The sequence below is a fragment of the Sphingomonas sp. IC-56 genome, from assembly GCF_021043375.1.
Classification (GTDB): Bacteria; Pseudomonadota; Alphaproteobacteria; order Sphingomonadales; family Sphingomonadaceae; genus Sphingomonas.
Map to the genome: position 1 here is coordinate 300,175 of NZ_JAJNDV010000001.1, position 14,774 is coordinate 314,948.

The following is a 14,774-nucleotide window of genomic DNA, read 5'->3' on the forward strand; positions in this document are numbered from 1 at the left end:
CGACCTCCGCCGGGGAACAGTCCCAACACTTCAGCGCCGTGCGCGCCCGCCGAACGTGATCAGGCTCTCCGCCCCGTCGGCGCTGAGCGACGACACGCCGACAAAGCTGTCGTCGACGATCACGCCCTTCAGCACCGCCTCGGGTCCCTTCACGTCCAGGTGATCGGTCCAGTCCTGCGCGTCCGCCCGGCGCCAGTGCACGCGGTACCCCGCCGCACCGGGCACCGCTTCCCACTTCACCGACGTGTCGGTCGCCAGCGCGCCGCCGATCGTCACACTTGCCGGCGCCGCCGGTGCCTTGGCCAGCTGCCGGATCGTCGCGACGTTGATCGCCGTCACCTTTGCCAGATACGGGAAGTCCATCTTGTCGACCGTGTCGCCATAGACCTTGCCGCCTTCGGTGCGCAGGTCCTGGTGCTGCTGGTCGTAATTCTCGACGCCGACTGAGAATCGCACCGCCGGATAGCTCAGCTTCAGGAACGGGGTATGGTCGCCGCCGCGCCCGAACCGGTCGAACCGCCGCACCACGAACACGTCAAGCCCGCCCGGGATGGTCTTGGCAGCGCCGTCCACTGCCTTGGCGAGCGCCCGCGAGGGGCCGTCATCCTCGCCCCCATCGGCCGCTCGCGCCATCTGCGCCTCCAGCGGCTCGGCCTGGCGGATCCCTTCGGAAAATACCCGCACCCGGTCAGCGACGCGCCGGCCGTCCTGGCCCACCGTGTTGCCGACGATGTCGTTGTTGAGCACGCCGCTGACCGTCCAGCCCCGCTCCTTGGCGGTATCGGCCAACAGCGTGCCGCCGAACAGCCCCTGCTCCTCGCCCGACAGCGCGGCATAAATCACCGTGGCGGTCAGCTTTTCCTTGGACAGCACGCGCGCCGCCTCCAGCACCAGCGCCACGCCCGACGCGTCGTCATTCGCCCCCGGCGCGTCGGCGGTCACGTTCATCACGTCGGTGACGCGGCTGTCGATATGCCCCATCACGATCACGACACGCTTGGGATCGGTGCCGGCCTGGAAGCCGAGCACGTCGACGATCTCCACCCCATTGGGCGCGCGCGGCCCAGTGAAGGTGCGCGCGACGTTCGCGACCTGGATGCACCCGCCACAGCCTTTGCCGATCCGCTCCATCTCGCTGGCGAACCAGCGCCGGGCGGCGCCGATGCCACGCTTGGGATCGGTCGGCGAGGAAAGCGTGTGCCGGGTGCCAAAGCTCACCAGCTTCTCGACATCGGCCTTCAACCGCGCAGGGCTGGGTTGCTCCTGGGCGGCAGCCGGAACCGCGGCGAACAGCAGCGGCAGGGCAAGATAATGGCGCATAAGGTTACCTTCAGCTGAGCCGGTCGATGGCGGCAATGTCGAGCGAGCCCGGGATAATCATCACCGGCACGGAAAAGGTGCCGGCGTCGGCGCCGGTGAAATGGCTGACCAGCGGCCCGGGCGCGCCGCTCGGCGCAGCGCCCAGCACCAGCGCGGCGATCTCGGTATTGGCGGCGATCATCTCGCGCACCACCTTCACGCCATCGCCTTCCTGCACGGTGATCGCCGGCTTCAACCCGGATTCGGTCAGCAGCGTGCCCGCGGCACGCTGCACCAGCGCCTCCGCCCGTTCGAAGGCTTCCTCTTCGATCGCAGCCATCACGCCGCCCCACTGGACGAACTCGGGCTGCGGCACGAGCGCCAGGATCTCGACATTGCCGCCCGTCTTCACCGCCCGCCGTGCGGCAAAGCGCAACGCGATCTCGGATTCCGGGCTCTCGTCGATCACCACCAGGTAGGTGCGCATGGTTGTTTCCCCGTGTCTTAGCCCGTTTACGTGCCGTGCGATTGCGGCTTGCGCAAGCCCGAGGGGTTGACCCTAGGGAACGTCGCGGCAAAGGAAGGCCCAACACCTACAGGTCCAAACGACGGGAACCTCCATGTCGATCGAAATCAAAATGCCGGCGCTTTCCCCCACCATGGAAGAGGGCACCCTCGCCAAGTGGCTGGTCAAGGAGGGCGACGTCGTGAAGTCGGGCGACCTCCTCGCTGAGATTGAGACCGACAAGGCGACGATGGAATTCGAGGCCGTCGACGAAGGCACGATCGGCAAGATCCTCGTCGCAGAGGGCACCGACAATGTGAAGGTCGGTACCGTGATCGCAGTGATCGCCGGCGAAGGCGAGGACGTATCCTCCGCCAGCGCCGCCACGCCCGCGCCCAGCCCCGCGCCTGCTCCGGCACCGAAGGCCGAAGCCGCCGCGCCAGCTCCGACGCCTGCTCCTACACCAGCACCCACTCCCGCCCCCGCCGCTTCGGGCAATCGCGTAAAGGCCAGCCCGCTCGCCAAGCGGATCGCCGCCGACAAGGGCGTCGACCTTTCCTCGCTCACCGGCTCGGGCCCGAACGGCCGCATCGTCAAGGCTGACGTGGAAGGCGCCAAGCCCGGCGCAGCCGCCCCGGCCGCCCAGCAGGCTGCTGCACCCGCAGCCGCTGCTCCGGTCCCCGCTGCTGCCCCCGCCGCGTCGCAGGAGACCAAGGCGGTCTGGTACGACGACTCGATCCCGCACGAGGAAGAGAAGCTCTCCAACATCCGCAAGACCATCGCGCGCCGCCTCACCGAGTCGAAACAGACCGTTCCGCACATCTATCTCACGGTCGACATCCGCCTGGACGCGCTGCTCAAGCTGCGCGGCGAACTCAACAAGGCGCTCGAAGCGCGCGGTGTGAAGCTCTCGGTCAACGATCTGCTGATCAAGGCGCTCGGCGTGGCGCTTGAGCAGACGCCCAAGTGCAACGTGACCTACACTGGCGACAAGCTGATCAAGTACAGCCGCGCCGACGTGTCGGTCGCGGTCTCCACGCCCACCGGCCTGATCACGCCGATCATCCGCGACGCGGCAGGCGCCAGCGTTTCGTCGATCTCGACGCAGATGAAGGACCTCGCCGGCCGCGCCAAGGAAGGCAAGCTCAAGCCCGAGGAATATCAGGGCGGCACGGCGTCGCTGTCCAACATGGGCATGTACGGCATCAAGCAGTTCGAAGCGGTCATCAATCCGCCCCAGGGCATGATCATGGCGATCGGCGCGGGCGAGAAGCGCCCCTATGTCATCGACGATGCGCTCCAGATCGCAACGATCATGAGCGCCACCGGCAGCTTCGATCACCGCGCGATCGACGGCGCCGACGGCGCCGAGCTGATGAAGACGTTCAAGGCGCTGGTCGAAGCGCCGATGGGCATGATCGCGTAAGGCCGCCGGCCATGCGCGTCCTCATCGAAACCGCCTTCATCGTCTCCGGCCTGGTCGCGAGCGTGGTAATCGCTTGGCTCGCGGCCTGGTCCTATCCGCTGGGCAAGGACGACATCTGGCTCGTCGCGTACGGCGCGATGGTCATCATCGTGCTGATGGGCATCGGCCCGCTGCGGCGCGCTTATGCGCAGGATCGCGAGCGGCTGCACGGCACGAACAAGGAAAATGCCCGTGGCTGATCAGACCCCGCCCGACCGCCAACCGGCGATCCGCGTCACCACCATGCCCGCCGACGCCAACCCCTATGGCGACATCTTCGGCGGCTGGCTGATGAGCCAGATGGACATGGCCGCCGGCCTGGTCGCCTCGCGTTACTCGCGCGGCCGCGCCGTCACGATCGCAGTCGAGGGCATGAAGTTCCACGCTCCCGTCGCGGTTGGCGACGAAGTCTCGGTCTTTGCCGACATGATCAAGGTCGGCCGCACCTCGATGACCATCGACGTCCAGGCCTGGCGCCGCGGCCGCCACACGGAAGCGCAGTGCCTGGTCACCCAGGCGCAGTTCGTCTTCGTCGCAATCGACGAAGAGCGTAAGCCGCGCCCGGTGGCGCCCCCTCCCATCGACGCCGCCTGACCCCATATCTCGCTAAACGAATACATAAGGCTGAGCACAATGGCTGAATCCTACGACCTCATCGTCCTCGGCTCGGGCCCCGGCGGCTATGTCGCCGCGATCCGCGCGGCACAGCTGGGTCTCAAGACCGCAATCGTCGAGCGCGAGAATCTGGGCGGCATCTGCCTGAACTGGGGCTGCATCCCGACCAAGGCGCTGCTGCGCTCGGCCGAAATCTTCCACTACATGCAGCATGCCAAGGATTACGGCTTGGTCGCCGACGGCATCAGCGCCGATCTGGCCGCAGTGGTGAAGCGCTCGCGCGGCGTCGCCAAGCAGCTCAATCAGGGCGTCACGCACCTGATGAAGAAGAACAAGATCGCCGTGCACATGGGCACCGGCAAGCTGACCGGTAAGGGCAAGCTCACCGTTACTGCGCAGGACGGCAAGACCACCGAACTCACTGCCAAGAACATCATCGTCGCCACTGGCGCGCGCGCCCGCGACCTCCCGCACCTGCCGGCGGATGGCAAGCGCGTCTGGACCTATCGCCATGCGATGACCCCGGCCGAAATGCCGACCAAGCTGCTGGTCATCGGCTCGGGCGCGATCGGCATCGAATTCGCCAGCTTCTACAACGACATGGGCTCCGACGTCACCGTCGTCGAGATGATGGACCGCATCGTGCCGGTCGAGGATGCCGACGTCTCCACCTTCCTGGAAAAGTCGCTCAAGAAGCAGGGCATGACCATCCTGACCAAGGCCGCGGTCGAGAAGATCGAGGCCACCGCCGCCGGCGTGAAGGCAACGATCAAGGACAAGGACGGCAAGCTCATCCAGGGCGACTACAGCCATGTCATCGTCGCGATCGGCATCGTTCCCAACACCGCCGACATCGGCCTCAAGGAACTCGGCGTCGCGATGGACGACCGCGGTTTCCTCAGGACCGATGCCACCTGCAAGACCAATGTCGAGGGTCTCTACGCGATTGGCGACATCACCGCCCCGCCGTGGCTCGCGCACAAGGCCAGCCATGAGGGCGTGATCGCAGTCGAAGCCATCAATGGCGGGCACCCGCACGCGATGGAGCCGCGCAACATCCCGGGCTGTACCTATTGCCACCCGCAGATCGCCAGCGTTGGCCTGACCGAGGCCAAGGCCAAGGAGGCCGGCTATGAGGTGAAGGTCGGTAACTTCCCCTTCATCGGCAACGGCAAGGCGATCGCGCTGGGCGAGGCGGAAGGCTTCATCAAGACCGTGTTTGACGCCAAGACCGGCGAACTGCTCGGCGCGCACATGATCGGCGCGGAAGTGACCGAGCTGATCCAGGGCTACACCATCGGCAAGACGCTCGAGACCACCGAGGCCGAGCTGATGGAAACCGTCTTCCCACACCCGACGCTCAGCGAAATGATGCACGAAAGCGTGCTCGGCGCCTATGGCAAGGCGCTGCATATCTAACGGAGTGAGGCCGGCGTTCGTCGCGCCACGCGATCCGCATCCAGCGCAAGCATAATCCAGATTGCCAACCTGGATTATGCTTTAGCGTTCAGTGCGTTATTCCTTGGAACTCGTGCCCTGGGCCTAGCGTTGGCGCGCAAGCCAGGATAAACTCCATGAAGCGCCTGCTGATCGCCTCCACCCTGCCCGTCTTCGCCCTGCCCGCAGCCTGCGGCGGCGGCGGCGGCAATGAGATCATCACTACCAACGACAACAATGTCGTGCTGAACGACGCCCATTCGAACTTTGCTTTCAGCAACGAAGGCGAAACCCCCGCCAACGATGCCGGGGCGATGTCCGCCGATACCGCGAATGGCAGCATGTCCAACGACATGTCGAGCGGCGGAACCACCACCAACGCGATGTAACCCTCACCGCCGCGTGAGGATCGCCCCTACCACCGCGATGCGCTCGATCTCCGCATAAGGCGGCTGGTCGAGCTCTTCGCCGAACACATCCGGATCCAGTTCGCGATAGCTGAAGTCGAGCGCATGCTCGGCAGCCAGCCGCTCCAGCGCGTCGCGCAGGACATCTTCGCCGCCGGCAATGGCGCTGCCGGTATAAAGGATCACCCGCCCGCCCGGCGCGAGCTTCTCCACCGCCATCCGCGTCATGTCGAACGACACCTTCCCGCCGCGCATCTCGCCCCCGTCGCGATAGGTACGGCTGCCTTCGTCCATGATGTAGGGCGGGTTCGCCAGCGCCACGTCGATGGCGCCTTCCACGCCGCCCAGATCGCCACCCTCCACGCAGCGCACCTCGGCACCCGCGGCGGCCGCATTGATCCTGGCAAACCGCAGCGCCTTGGGATTGATGTCAGTCACCACGATCGACGCGTCCGGGCACAGCCCCGCCGCGACGATGCCCCCCACGCCGCTGCCGGTGCCGATGTCGACGATCCGTGCGCCCGGCGGGCAATGCCGGCCCAGTTCCGCCTCGATCAGGTCCGCGAAGCGATAGCTGTCGGGACCGAAGAACACCGCGTCCTCATCCTGCGTCGGATAGGCCGAATGCACGAACAACTGCCCCTTCAGCCACGACACCCGCACCGCGCTTCGAACCAGGCCATTGCCGGCATCTTCCAGTGCCCCGGCAGCCTCCAGCAGCCCGAGCAGATCCGCGTCGATCAGCCCCGCCTCGAAGGGCAGGCTCCACCCGAGCACATCGGCCAGGTTGCGCGCCTTCTCGCGCCCGGGACGCGCCACCACCCGCGCGTGCGTAGCTGGGGTCGGCGTGATGAAGTGGTAGCCGCGCTTTCGCAGCGTTTCCACCAGACTGAGCAGGGCGGCATCGGCATCGTTCATGCGCGCCATGGGCCCGAAAAAACGCCCCATGTCAAAGCCATGTTCGCCGGCATTCGCAAAACAAAAAGGCCCGCCAAGCTATTTGCCTGGCGAGCCTTTTTTCGCGTGGTGGGCGTGGCAAGGATTGAACTTGCGACCCCTGCGATGTCAACACAGTGCTCTACCACTGAGCTACACGCCCCCCGGGGAGACGGCGCTTTAGCGGCGGTTATCCGGCCGCGCAAGCACCTGTTCGCGAAAATTTCAGCTCAAGCCCACATTCTCGGTTTCGAACATGCGGTCGACCTCCAGCACCAGGTCGCGCAGATGGAACGGCTTGGACAGCACGCGCGCCTGGGGCACCTGCTTGCCCGCCTTCAACGTCACCGCGGCAAAGCCGGTGATGAACATTACCCGCATCTCCGGCGCGATCTCGGCAGCACGCTGGGCGAGTTCGATCCCGTCCATTTCGGGCATCACGATGTCGCTGAGCAGCAAGTCGAATCGCTCGCTCTCCAACAACGGCAGCGCCGCTGTGCCACGGTCCACGGCAGTGACGGCATAGCCCGACCGCTCGAGCGCGCGGGCCAGGTATTCCCGCATCACGCGGTCATCCTCAGCCAGCAAAATCCGGATCATCGTCACTCCCCAAAGCTCGGGCGACACCTTATGCCTCAATGCCTTAAGATTTTCCAGTCCGCAGTCCGCGCCCCATTGCGGCTGTGGCGGCACGTGCCTAGTCAAGACGGAGTGACCGCGTCACCTTCCTTTGTGCGGCACGGGCCGCCTGTCCCGTCGAGCCCGCTCGTGCTCGCGGTGCCGCATGCCGGGCGCGACTATCCCGCGCCGCTGCAATCCGCCATTCGCGTGCCTTTGGCCGCGCTGAAAGGGCTGGAGGATCGTTGCGCCGACGCGTTGGCCCTGGAGGCCTGGCGCGACGAGACCCTGTTCATCGCCCATCGCGCTCGTGCCTGGATCGACCTGAACCGCGGCGAGCAGGAACGCGACCCCAAGCTCGAGGACGGCGCAGGCCTGCTCGGCGTACCCCTTTCCGCTAAACTACGCAGCGGCCTGGGTCTCGTCCCGCGCCGCGTGGGGAATAGCGGGGACATCTGGAGCCGCCGCCTGTCCTCTGCCGAAGTGCTCGCCCGCATCGACGAAGATCATCGCCCCTATCATGAAGCACTGGCCGGCGCCCTCTCCGACGCCCGGACGCGCCATGGCGTGGCGGTTCTGGTCGACATCCACTCGATGCCGCCGCTTGCTTCGATCGGCGAACCTGCGCGGCTGGTGATCGGAGACCGGTTCGGCAAGTCGGCCGGAACGCGCTTCGTGAAGCGAATCGAGGATGCGGCGCGCGCACTTGGTGTATCGATCGCCAGCAATACGCCCTATGCCGGTGGACATACGCTCGAGCGCCATGGTGCCCCTCACAATGGCATCCACGCCGTGCAATTGGAGTTCGACCGTAGCTTCTATCTGGATGCCGCGCTGGACCGGCCCGGCCCCAACTTCGCGGCGGCTGTCCGCCTGCTGAGGACCATCCTCGACGGGCTTCTCGACGAAGCCGCGCCCGGCGCGCTCGCCGCCGAATAAAAAACCACCCCGCAGTTACCTGCGAGGTGGCCAAGGTTCAGGGAGGAGACACGCTCGAGAGCGTGTCGCACGGCGCCGCGAAAGGGGGGACACGACACCGTACAAGAATGAATATAGTTGGGCGGCCCGTTGGTTCAAGGCTCGCGCAAAATCTTCGGGAAAGCGTGCCTGGCAGGCGACCAGCCGTGAACAGCGCACCACAAGCGAGAAGCGGCGACCACCACTGGGGTGATCGCCGCCCGATCCGGACCCGCTTGCTTAAGCGAGCAGGGTCAATTGGACCTTACATCGGGTTGACCAGCTGGGGCTGCGGCACCTTGCCGATGCGCATCTGGCGGCCGAAGATGTCGCGCATCTGCGAAAGGGAGAACAGGTGCGCATAGATGAGCGGCAGCATGCCGTTCTGCACGATCTTGCGCAGCTGATCGCCGCGCATCTCGTTCAGCTTGCCCTCGTCGACCATCAGGAAGCCGCGATAGATGAAGGGCTGTGCAGCGCCGTCCGGCTGGATGCTTACTTCGCCATCCATCAGCAGGCCCATGTCCTTCAGGTCCTTCATGAACATGGACGTGCGGGCACCAGCCTGCTCGAACTGCTCGTTGAACTGCAGGATGCCCTTGGTGAATTCGCTCGGCTGACCATCGACGAACAGCGGCTCGCCATCTTCGAACTGGCCGATCGTGTCAGCGGTCGGGTCGAAGCACAGCGACAGCTCGTCCGATTCCGGACGCAGCCGCGCGAGCAGGTACGGATAGCGGCGGATATAGGCCGGCACATAAAAGTTTGGGTCGACCAGCTTGCCCTCTTCGTCGAAGAAGGTGTTCACGCCCTCGTTCAGGCCCATCAGCGCCAGCGGAACGGGATCATCACCGACCGAGAACACGATCGGCATGTAGCGCTGCACCAGCGGGAATTCCTCCACGGTGACCGGCACGGCATGCTGAGTCGCGAGGAAGGGCGCCTTGTCGGCGACGCGGACGCGGTAATCGCCATGAGCCTGGCTCGAAAGCGGTTCCAGCTGATTATAGAACAAGGGAAGCTGCTGCTGGGGCGCCGAGGCCATCCGAATCTCCTGAAACTTGCAACTGTTAGAAAAGTTCCGCGGAGGTCTATGACCTGTCCGATCTAGGCGCAAGCGTCACCAGCTTGCCCGGGTTCAGAATGCCAGCGGGGTCCAGCGCCTGCTTGATCGCCCGCATCGCCGCGATCCGCGACGCGGGCCCCAGCCGCTCCAGTTCGTCGCGCTTCATCTGACCAATGCCATGCTCGGCGGAGATCGACCCGCCCGCCTCCACCACCAGGTCGTGCACCGCGCGGGTGATCGCCGGCGCCTCCCCCGCTTGCCACCCGGCACGATGCGCCCCCGCCGGCGCGCGCACGTGGAAATGGACATTGCCGTCGCCCAAATGGCCGTACACCACCGCGCGGGTTCCCGCGAACCGCGCCTCGATCGCCGCCCCCGCGTCGACCATGAAGTCAGGCATGGCATCCACCGGCACCGATATGTCGTGCTGCACCGCCGGGCCGCGCGCGCGCTCGGATTCCGAGATGCCGTGGCGGATGCGCCAGAACGCTTCCGCTTGCGCCTCGCTGGCGGAGATCACTGCATCGTCTGCGAGCCCCGCCTCCAGCGCCTGGCGCAACAATTCGGTGAGCAGGTCGTCCGGCGCTCGCTCACAAGGATCGGTGGAGACCGCTTCGACTAGCACGTGCCAGCGATGCCCCGCCGCCACGGGCGAACGCGCCGCCGGGATATGGGCGAGCACACTTTCCAGCGCCTCGGCCGGGATGATCTCGAAACTCTCGATCGCCTGTGTCTGACGCTCGGCATGCCGCAATAGCCGCAGCGCCTGTCCGGGGCTGCCCAGCCCGACCCATGCCACTGCCCGCGACACCACCGCCGGCACCAGCCGCAGCGTCGCCGCAGTGACGATCCCCAGTGTCCCCTCCGCGCCAATCAGCAACTGGTCCAGGTCATAGCCGCGATTGTCCTTCTTCAGCGCCGACAGCCCCTGATGCACCGATCCGTCGGGCAGCACCGCCTCGACACCCGCAACCAGCCCGCGCATCGTTCCAAACCGCAACACCTGGGTGCCGCCGGCGTTGGTGGACACCAGCCCGCCGATCGTCGCGCTGCCCCGCGACCCCAGGTCGAGCGGAAAGCGCCGCCCCGCCCCGCACGCCGCGTCCTGCAGGTCCGCCAGGATCACGCCCGCTTCGGCGACCGCCAGACTCTTCTCCGCGGATAATGTGCGGATACGCTTCATCCGCCGCAGCGACAGGATCACCGCAGATCCGTCGGCCGGGGGCGTCGCCCCGCCGACCATGCTGGTGTTGCCGCCTTGTGGCACCAACGGCACGCCCGCTTTCCCGGCCAGGGCGACCACCGCCTGGACCTCCTCCAGCGACGCCGGCGATAGCATCGCCGCCGAAGCGCCGTTGAAACGCCTGCGCCAATCGGTCAGCCACGGCGCCAGCGCCTGTGGATCGGTCTCCACCATCCCGGCGCCGAAGCGCGCGCGCAGGGACTCGACAAGCTGGCGCTGGTTTGGCCTCATGGCCGCGCGCTAGCATCAAATTGCGCAGTTCATCCACTGTTCAACACCCGCGAATAGAACACCGCCCGAATGCTCAACCCGCTCGCCTTCGCTTCTGGACTGCTGCTGTTGCTCGCCCCTGCTGCGCAGCCGGTGGCGTTCGACGAAAGCCTGTCGGTGCCCAGCTGGCAACAGCGCGCCACGGTGCACGTGCCGCGGGTGACCGTCACCACGACCACCATCATCCTGCGCAGCGCCCGCCCGCCCGCCATGGTCGAGAAAAAGGCCGATGATTGCGTGAAGGTGGAGAAGCTTGCCGGCTTCACCGTCAACCGTTTCGACAGCGTCGACCTGCTGCTCAAGGATGGCAGCCAGTTGCGCGCGCGGCTCGGGGCCCGGTGCCCGGCGCTCGGTTTCTATCGCGGCTTCTATGTCAAACCCAATCCAGACAAGAAGATCTGCGCCCGCCGTGACGCATTCCGCTCGCGCAACGGGCGATCCTGCGGCATCGAATCCTTTGCCAAGCTCGTCGCCGAACGCTGAGTGCGCTTGACATTGGCGACCAAATCCGCAAGCGCAGGTAGGCTTGGTGGCGTGGGTTTTGCGCCCGTTTTCCGGATAACCGCATGAGCTTTGCCGATCTCGGCCTCTCCGACGACCTTCTTCGCGCCGTAACTGCCGCGGGCTACACCGATCCCACGCCGATCCAGCGCCAGGCGATACCCTCCGTGCTGATGGGCCGCGACTTGGTCGGCATCGCGCAGACCGGCACGGGCAAGACCGCCGCCTTCGTGCTGCCGATGATCGACGTGCTCGGCGAAGGGCGCACCCGCGCACTGATGCCTCGCTCGCTGATCCTAGAGCCGACGCGCGAACTCGCCGCGCAGGTCGCCGAGAATTTCGAGAAGTACGGCGTCCATCACAAGCTCTCGATGGCACTGCTCATCGGGGGCGTGCAGATGGGCGATCAGGTCAAGGCGCTGGAGAAGGGCGTCGACGTGCTGATCGCCACGCCCGGCCGCCTGATGGACCTCTACAGCCGCGGCAAGATCCTGCTCACCGGCTGCAGCCTGCTTGTGATCGACGAAGCCGACCGCATGCTCGACATGGGCTTCATCCCGGACATTGAAGAAATCTGCACCAAGCTGCCCAAGCAGCGCCAGACCCTGTTGTTTTCGGCAACGATGCCGCCGGTGATCAAGAAGCTGGCCGACAAGTTCCTCGACAATCCTAAGCAGATCGAGGTCGCCCGACCGGCGAGCACCAACATCAACATCACGCAGCACCTGGTCCCCGTCGCCTCGAACGGGTTCCAGAAGCGCAAGGTCCTGCGCACCTTGCTGGAGCGTGAGGATGTGCACACCGCGATCATCTTCTGCAATCGCAAGACTACGGTGCGCGAGCTCAACAAGAGCCTGAAGAAGCACCGGTTCCGCTCCGCCGAGATCCATGGCGACATGGACCAGTCGGCACGCATTGCCGAATTGGAGCGTTTCAAGTCCGGCGACGTGAACATCCTCGTCGCCTCCGACGTGGCGGCGCGCGGCCTTGACGTTAAGGGTGTCAGCCACGTCTTCAACTTCGACGCGCCCTGGCATCCCGACGATTATGTCCACCGCATCGGCCGCACGGGCCGTGGCGGCGCGACCGGCATTGCCTACACGCTGATTACACCCGAAGACGCGGAGAACATCGCCGAGATCGAGAAGCTCACCGGGCAAAAGATCGCGCGGGTCACCGTCGGCGACGATCAGCAGGAGGCGTCAGAGGCACCGCAGCGCGCACCGGAAGCCGACAAGCGCCGTGATCGTGGCGCTCGCGCGGATCGCACCCGCAACAGCCGCGCGTCGGAAGGTGAACGTCCGAAACAGAACGAGCGCGCGGAAAAGGCAGAACGCGCAGAGCGCAGCGAACGTCCGAGCCGGCCGGAACGCGGCGAGCGCTCCGAGCGCAGCGAACAACCCGAACGTCCCGCCCGCAATCGCGGCCGCGACACCGCGAACGATCGCTCAGCCGAAATGCTCGCGCGTGAGCCCCGCCGGTATGCCAATGCCGCCGATGATGGCCCGGACGAGGGATGGAACGGCCCGGTGCCGGACTTCCTCAGTTACGCGATCAACCCCTGAGAGAGGCGCGGGCCTAGCCCGCCCGCCCTTCAACGGAGTTGGCACGGCCTAACCATCCTCCTGGGCAGCAAATCGGGCGAGTGCTTCTAGTCCGCGCAGGCGCCGAAGCGTGCGCAACCGCGCCCTGCCTCGCTCGACGCAGAAGCCGCGATAATGGGTAGGTCTCAGGCGCCGTTGATCTTCTGCCCGGCATAGTCGCCTTCTTCCGGCGACTTCGCCTTGGCCGTTTTCTTCGCGCCATTTTCCGATCCGCCGCCGCGTCCAGTGCCGAGGCTACCGCGCGCTCCGTCGCCGCCCTTGGTCGTGATCGCTCCCGGGTTACCGCCCGCGCCTTTCTGTGCCATGCTCAACCTCCGTCATCGGTCCTTCAGGAACTCGGGTCTCGAGAGCAAGGTTCCACATATTCTCAGTTACTTGGGTTAGTGCCGCATAGATGACGCGGCTATCGCGTCAGGCTGTCCACTTCGGATTTGATCGCATCAGCCCAGAGCTGATAGCCCTTGGCATTGGGATGAAGATAGTCAGGCATGATATCGCCCGACAGCGTACCGTCAGGGCTTAGAAAGCTGGCCCCGATGTCCCGATAGAACACCGCGCGGCCATCCTGAAGCGGCGCAATCAGCTTGTTTGTCGCGTTGACGGCCAGGCGCAGCGGATCGTCTGCCCTGTTCCCACGCGGAAAGATCCCGAGCAGCAGAACCTTGCTGGTCGGCAGCTTGGAACGGATCCCCGCAACCACGCTCGCCACACCCTCGGCGGTTTCCCTGGGGCTCATCCGATTGGCATTGACGAGATTATTCGTGCCGATCATGAGCACGACGAGCTTGGGCGACAGCCCGTCGAGTTCGCCATGCTGGATACGCCACAGGACGTGTTGTGTCTCGTCGGCGCTGATGCCGATATTGTAGGGACGATAGCGCCCGAAATAATCTTCGAAGATCTCGCGCTGCGGGTCGGCACGCCAGAAATCAGTGATCGAGTCCCCCACGAATACAAGCTGCGTACCCCCTGTCCTGATCAGGCGATCCTTCCGTGCAAGGAACGCCTGGTGACGGGCGAGATCCTTCTCCACTGCGATCCAGCCGCGCTGCCGGGTATAGACAGATGCTTCCTGCGCCTGCACCGGCAGCGAAGACGGAGACGCAAGGAGCACTAGGCCCGCCAATACCAACGCCCGCGTCTTGATCTTCCCCTGCACGCCCAATCTCCTTCGACAGCTCAAGCCTGATCGTAGGTCAAGTTTTGCAGACACGGCAACGAGAAGAGCCGCTACCGTTACTCAATTACTAAGCCGCTCCTGAGCAAAGCCGCGGCAGGGGTCACCCTCCCGCCTCGCCAGCTTGCGGCAAGGCTCCGAGCGCCTTAAATCTAGATTATGCACGCGCACGACCATCATGAGCATCACGGCAGCGACCTGACCCGCGCGGCGCAGACCACGCTGGAGAAATCCGGCGAGCAATGGACCGCCATGCGCGAGCGCGTGTTCGAAGCACTTGCGGGCTTCGCCAAGCCGGCCTCGGCCTATGACATCGCCGAGGCGGTTTCAAAAATTGAGGGCCGCCGAGTCGCGGCGAACAGCGTGTACCGCATCCTGGACTTGTTCGTGGGCGCGAACCTCGCCCACCGGGTGGAAAGCGCCAACGCCTATATCGCCAATGCGCACCCCGACTGCCTGCACGACTGTATCTTCCTGGTGTGCGATGCGTGCGGGCAGACCACGCATATCGACGACGACTCGATCACGGGTAGTGTCCGATCGGCGGCAAAGAGCGCCGGCTTTTCGCCAGTGCGGCCAGTGATCGAAGTACGGGGCAAGTGCGGCGACTGCGCCTGAGCAAACGGATGCACGCTTTCTTCACGGGACGTGCTAAACGCTATCATTCGACAGGC

17 protein-coding genes and 1 tRNA gene are annotated in these 14,774 nt (G+C 65.5%); 9 read left to right on the forward strand and 9 right to left on the reverse strand.

All coding sequences use genetic code 11. From position 1 onward, the window contains the following. Window positions 1-30: 30 nt before the first annotated feature. Entirely contained in the window at window positions 31-1,320 is a 1,290-nt protein-coding gene (locus tag LQ953_RS01620; RefSeq protein WP_231028693.1) for a M28 family peptidase, read from the reverse strand. A 10-nt stretch (window positions 1,321-1,330) separates the two neighbouring features. Next, a complete protein-coding gene (locus LQ953_RS01625) occupies window positions 1,331-1,786 on the reverse strand; it encodes a universal stress protein (protein WP_231028694.1) in 456 nt (151 codons plus the stop codon). Window positions 1,787-1,919: 133 nt separating this feature from the next. Here LQ953_RS01625 and LQ953_RS01630 point away from each other — a divergent pair, with 133 nt between their 5' ends. The 5 genes from LQ953_RS01630 (at window position 1,920) to LQ953_RS01650 (ending at window position 5,710) form a co-directional block, all read left to right on the forward strand. Further along, window positions 1,920-3,230: a pyruvate dehydrogenase complex dihydrolipoamide acetyltransferase gene (locus LQ953_RS01630; protein ID WP_231028695.1), complete on the forward strand. Its 1,311-nt coding sequence runs from the start codon at window positions 1,920-1,922 to the stop codon at window positions 3,228-3,230. A gap of 11 nt (window positions 3,231-3,241) precedes the next feature. After that, a complete protein-coding gene (locus tag LQ953_RS01635; RefSeq protein ID WP_231028696.1) occupies window positions 3,242-3,469 on the forward strand; it encodes a hypothetical protein in 228 nt (75 codons plus the stop codon). Beyond that, complete coding sequence (locus tag LQ953_RS01640; protein WP_231028697.1) at window positions 3,456-3,863, forward strand: acyl-CoA thioesterase; 408 nt, start codon at window positions 3,456-3,458, stop codon at window positions 3,861-3,863. The genes LQ953_RS01635 and LQ953_RS01640 overlap by 14 nt, the downstream gene beginning before the upstream one ends. Before the next feature lie 39 nt (window positions 3,864-3,902). Then, window positions 3,903-5,303: a dihydrolipoyl dehydrogenase gene (gene lpdA, locus LQ953_RS01645; RefSeq protein ID WP_231028698.1), complete on the forward strand. Its 1,401-nt coding sequence runs from the start codon at window positions 3,903-3,905 to the stop codon at window positions 5,301-5,303. 155 nt (window positions 5,304-5,458) lie between these two features. After that, entirely contained in the window at window positions 5,459-5,710 is a 252-nt protein-coding gene (locus LQ953_RS01650) for a hypothetical protein (RefSeq protein WP_231028699.1), read from the forward strand. A gap of 3 nt (window positions 5,711-5,713) precedes the next feature. Here the strand turns inward: LQ953_RS01650 and LQ953_RS01655 are convergent, their stop codons facing one another. The 3 genes from LQ953_RS01655 to cpdR all read right to left on the reverse strand — a co-directional run bounded on the left by LQ953_RS01655 (window position 5,714) and on the right by cpdR (window position 7,264). After that, complete coding sequence (locus LQ953_RS01655; RefSeq protein ID WP_231028700.1) at window positions 5,714-6,676, reverse strand: methyltransferase; 963 nt, start codon at window positions 6,674-6,676, stop codon at window positions 5,714-5,716. 76 nt (window positions 6,677-6,752) lie between these two features. Beyond that, window positions 6,753-6,827: transfer RNA gene (locus LQ953_RS01660), tRNA-Val, on the reverse strand. A gap of 62 nt (window positions 6,828-6,889) precedes the next feature. After that, window positions 6,890-7,264 carry a cell cycle two-component system response regulator CpdR gene (gene cpdR, locus LQ953_RS01665; protein WP_231028701.1) on the reverse strand — a complete coding sequence of 125 codons (375 nt, stop codon included), beginning with the start codon at window positions 7,262-7,264 and terminating at the stop codon, window positions 6,890-6,892. A gap of 111 nt (window positions 7,265-7,375) precedes the next feature. Between cpdR and LQ953_RS01670 the strand changes: the two genes are divergently transcribed. Next, window positions 7,376-8,221, forward strand: coding sequence for an N-formylglutamate amidohydrolase (locus tag LQ953_RS01670; RefSeq protein ID WP_231028702.1), 846 nt, complete (start codon window positions 7,376-7,378; stop codon window positions 8,219-8,221). A gap of 283 nt (window positions 8,222-8,504) precedes the next feature. On the opposite strand, the gene LQ953_RS01675 is transcribed toward LQ953_RS01670, so the two are convergent. Together LQ953_RS01675 and LQ953_RS01680 are read right to left on the reverse strand one after the other, a co-directional pair. Next, complete coding sequence (locus LQ953_RS01675) at window positions 8,505-9,284, reverse strand: SapC family protein (RefSeq protein WP_231028703.1); 780 nt, start codon at window positions 9,282-9,284, stop codon at window positions 8,505-8,507. A 46-nt stretch (window positions 9,285-9,330) separates the two neighbouring features. Further along, entirely contained in the window at window positions 9,331-10,779 is a 1,449-nt protein-coding gene (locus tag LQ953_RS01680; protein ID WP_231028704.1) for an FAD-binding oxidoreductase, read from the reverse strand. 69 nt (window positions 10,780-10,848) lie between these two features. On the opposite strand from LQ953_RS01680, the gene LQ953_RS01685 reads away from it, so the two are divergent. Both LQ953_RS01685 and LQ953_RS01690 read left to right on the forward strand, forming a co-directional pair. Continuing rightward, window positions 10,849-11,301, forward strand: a complete 453-nt coding sequence (locus tag LQ953_RS01685; RefSeq protein WP_231028705.1) for a hypothetical protein — start codon at window positions 10,849-10,851, stop codon at window positions 11,299-11,301. Window positions 11,302-11,384: 83 nt separating this feature from the next. Further along, the gene (locus LQ953_RS01690) at window positions 11,385-12,884 is read left to right on the forward strand and encodes a DEAD/DEAH box helicase (protein ID WP_231028706.1); all 1,500 of its coding nucleotides are present in this window, start codon (window positions 11,385-11,387) and stop codon (window positions 12,882-12,884) included. Window positions 12,885-13,048: 164 nt separating this feature from the next. On the opposite strand, the gene LQ953_RS01695 is transcribed toward LQ953_RS01690, so the two are convergent. After that, window positions 13,049-13,228, reverse strand: coding sequence for a hypothetical protein (locus tag LQ953_RS01695; RefSeq protein WP_231028707.1), 180 nt, complete (start codon window positions 13,226-13,228; stop codon window positions 13,049-13,051). A 98-nt stretch (window positions 13,229-13,326) separates the two neighbouring features. Further along, window positions 13,327-14,082 carry a GDSL-type esterase/lipase family protein gene (locus LQ953_RS01700; RefSeq protein ID WP_231028708.1) on the reverse strand — a complete coding sequence of 252 codons (756 nt, stop codon included), beginning with the start codon at window positions 14,080-14,082 and terminating at the stop codon, window positions 13,327-13,329. Window positions 14,083-14,259: 177 nt separating this feature from the next. Between LQ953_RS01700 and LQ953_RS01705 the strand changes: the two genes are divergently transcribed. Then, window positions 14,260-14,718, forward strand: coding sequence for a Fur family transcriptional regulator (locus LQ953_RS01705; protein ID WP_231028709.1), 459 nt, complete (start codon window positions 14,260-14,262; stop codon window positions 14,716-14,718). Window positions 14,719-14,774: the final 56 nt, after the last annotated feature.

Coding starts and splice junctions, on each gene's coding strand:
- LQ953_RS01705 (WP_231028709.1), top strand. CDS start 14,260: ATGCACGCGCACGACCATCATGAGCATCACGGCAGCGACCTGACCCGC.
- LQ953_RS01640 (WP_231028697.1), top strand. CDS start 3,456: ATGCCCGTGGCTGATCAGACCCCGCCCGACCGCCAACCGGCGATCCGC.
- LQ953_RS01690 (WP_231028706.1), top strand. CDS start 11,385: ATGAGCTTTGCCGATCTCGGCCTCTCCGACGACCTTCTTCGCGCCGTA.
- cpdR (WP_231028701.1), bottom strand. CDS start 7,264: ATGATCCGGATTTTGCTGGCTGAGGATGACCGCGTGATGCGGGAATAC.
- LQ953_RS01625 (WP_231028694.1), bottom strand. CDS start 1,786: ATGCGCACCTACCTGGTGGTGATCGACGAGAGCCCGGAATCCGAGATC.
- LQ953_RS01620 (WP_231028693.1), bottom strand. CDS start 1,320: ATGCGCCATTATCTTGCCCTGCCGCTGCTGTTCGCCGCGGTTCCGGCT.
- LQ953_RS01635 (WP_231028696.1), top strand. CDS start 3,242: ATGCGCGTCCTCATCGAAACCGCCTTCATCGTCTCCGGCCTGGTCGCG.
- LQ953_RS01675 (WP_231028703.1), bottom strand. CDS start 9,284: ATGGCCTCGGCGCCCCAGCAGCAGCTTCCCTTGTTCTATAATCAGCTG.
- LQ953_RS01655 (WP_231028700.1), bottom strand. CDS start 6,676: ATGGGGCGTTTTTTCGGGCCCATGGCGCGCATGAACGATGCCGATGCC.
- LQ953_RS01695 (WP_231028707.1), bottom strand. CDS start 13,228: ATGGCACAGAAAGGCGCGGGCGGTAACCCGGGAGCGATCACGACCAAG.
- LQ953_RS01680 (WP_231028704.1), bottom strand. CDS start 10,779: ATGAGGCCAAACCAGCGCCAGCTTGTCGAGTCCCTGCGCGCGCGCTTC.
- LQ953_RS01650 (WP_231028699.1), top strand. CDS start 5,459: ATGAAGCGCCTGCTGATCGCCTCCACCCTGCCCGTCTTCGCCCTGCCC.
- LQ953_RS01685 (WP_231028705.1), top strand. CDS start 10,849: ATGCTCAACCCGCTCGCCTTCGCTTCTGGACTGCTGCTGTTGCTCGCC.
- LQ953_RS01630 (WP_231028695.1), top strand. CDS start 1,920: ATGTCGATCGAAATCAAAATGCCGGCGCTTTCCCCCACCATGGAAGAG.
- lpdA (WP_231028698.1), top strand. CDS start 3,903: ATGGCTGAATCCTACGACCTCATCGTCCTCGGCTCGGGCCCCGGCGGC.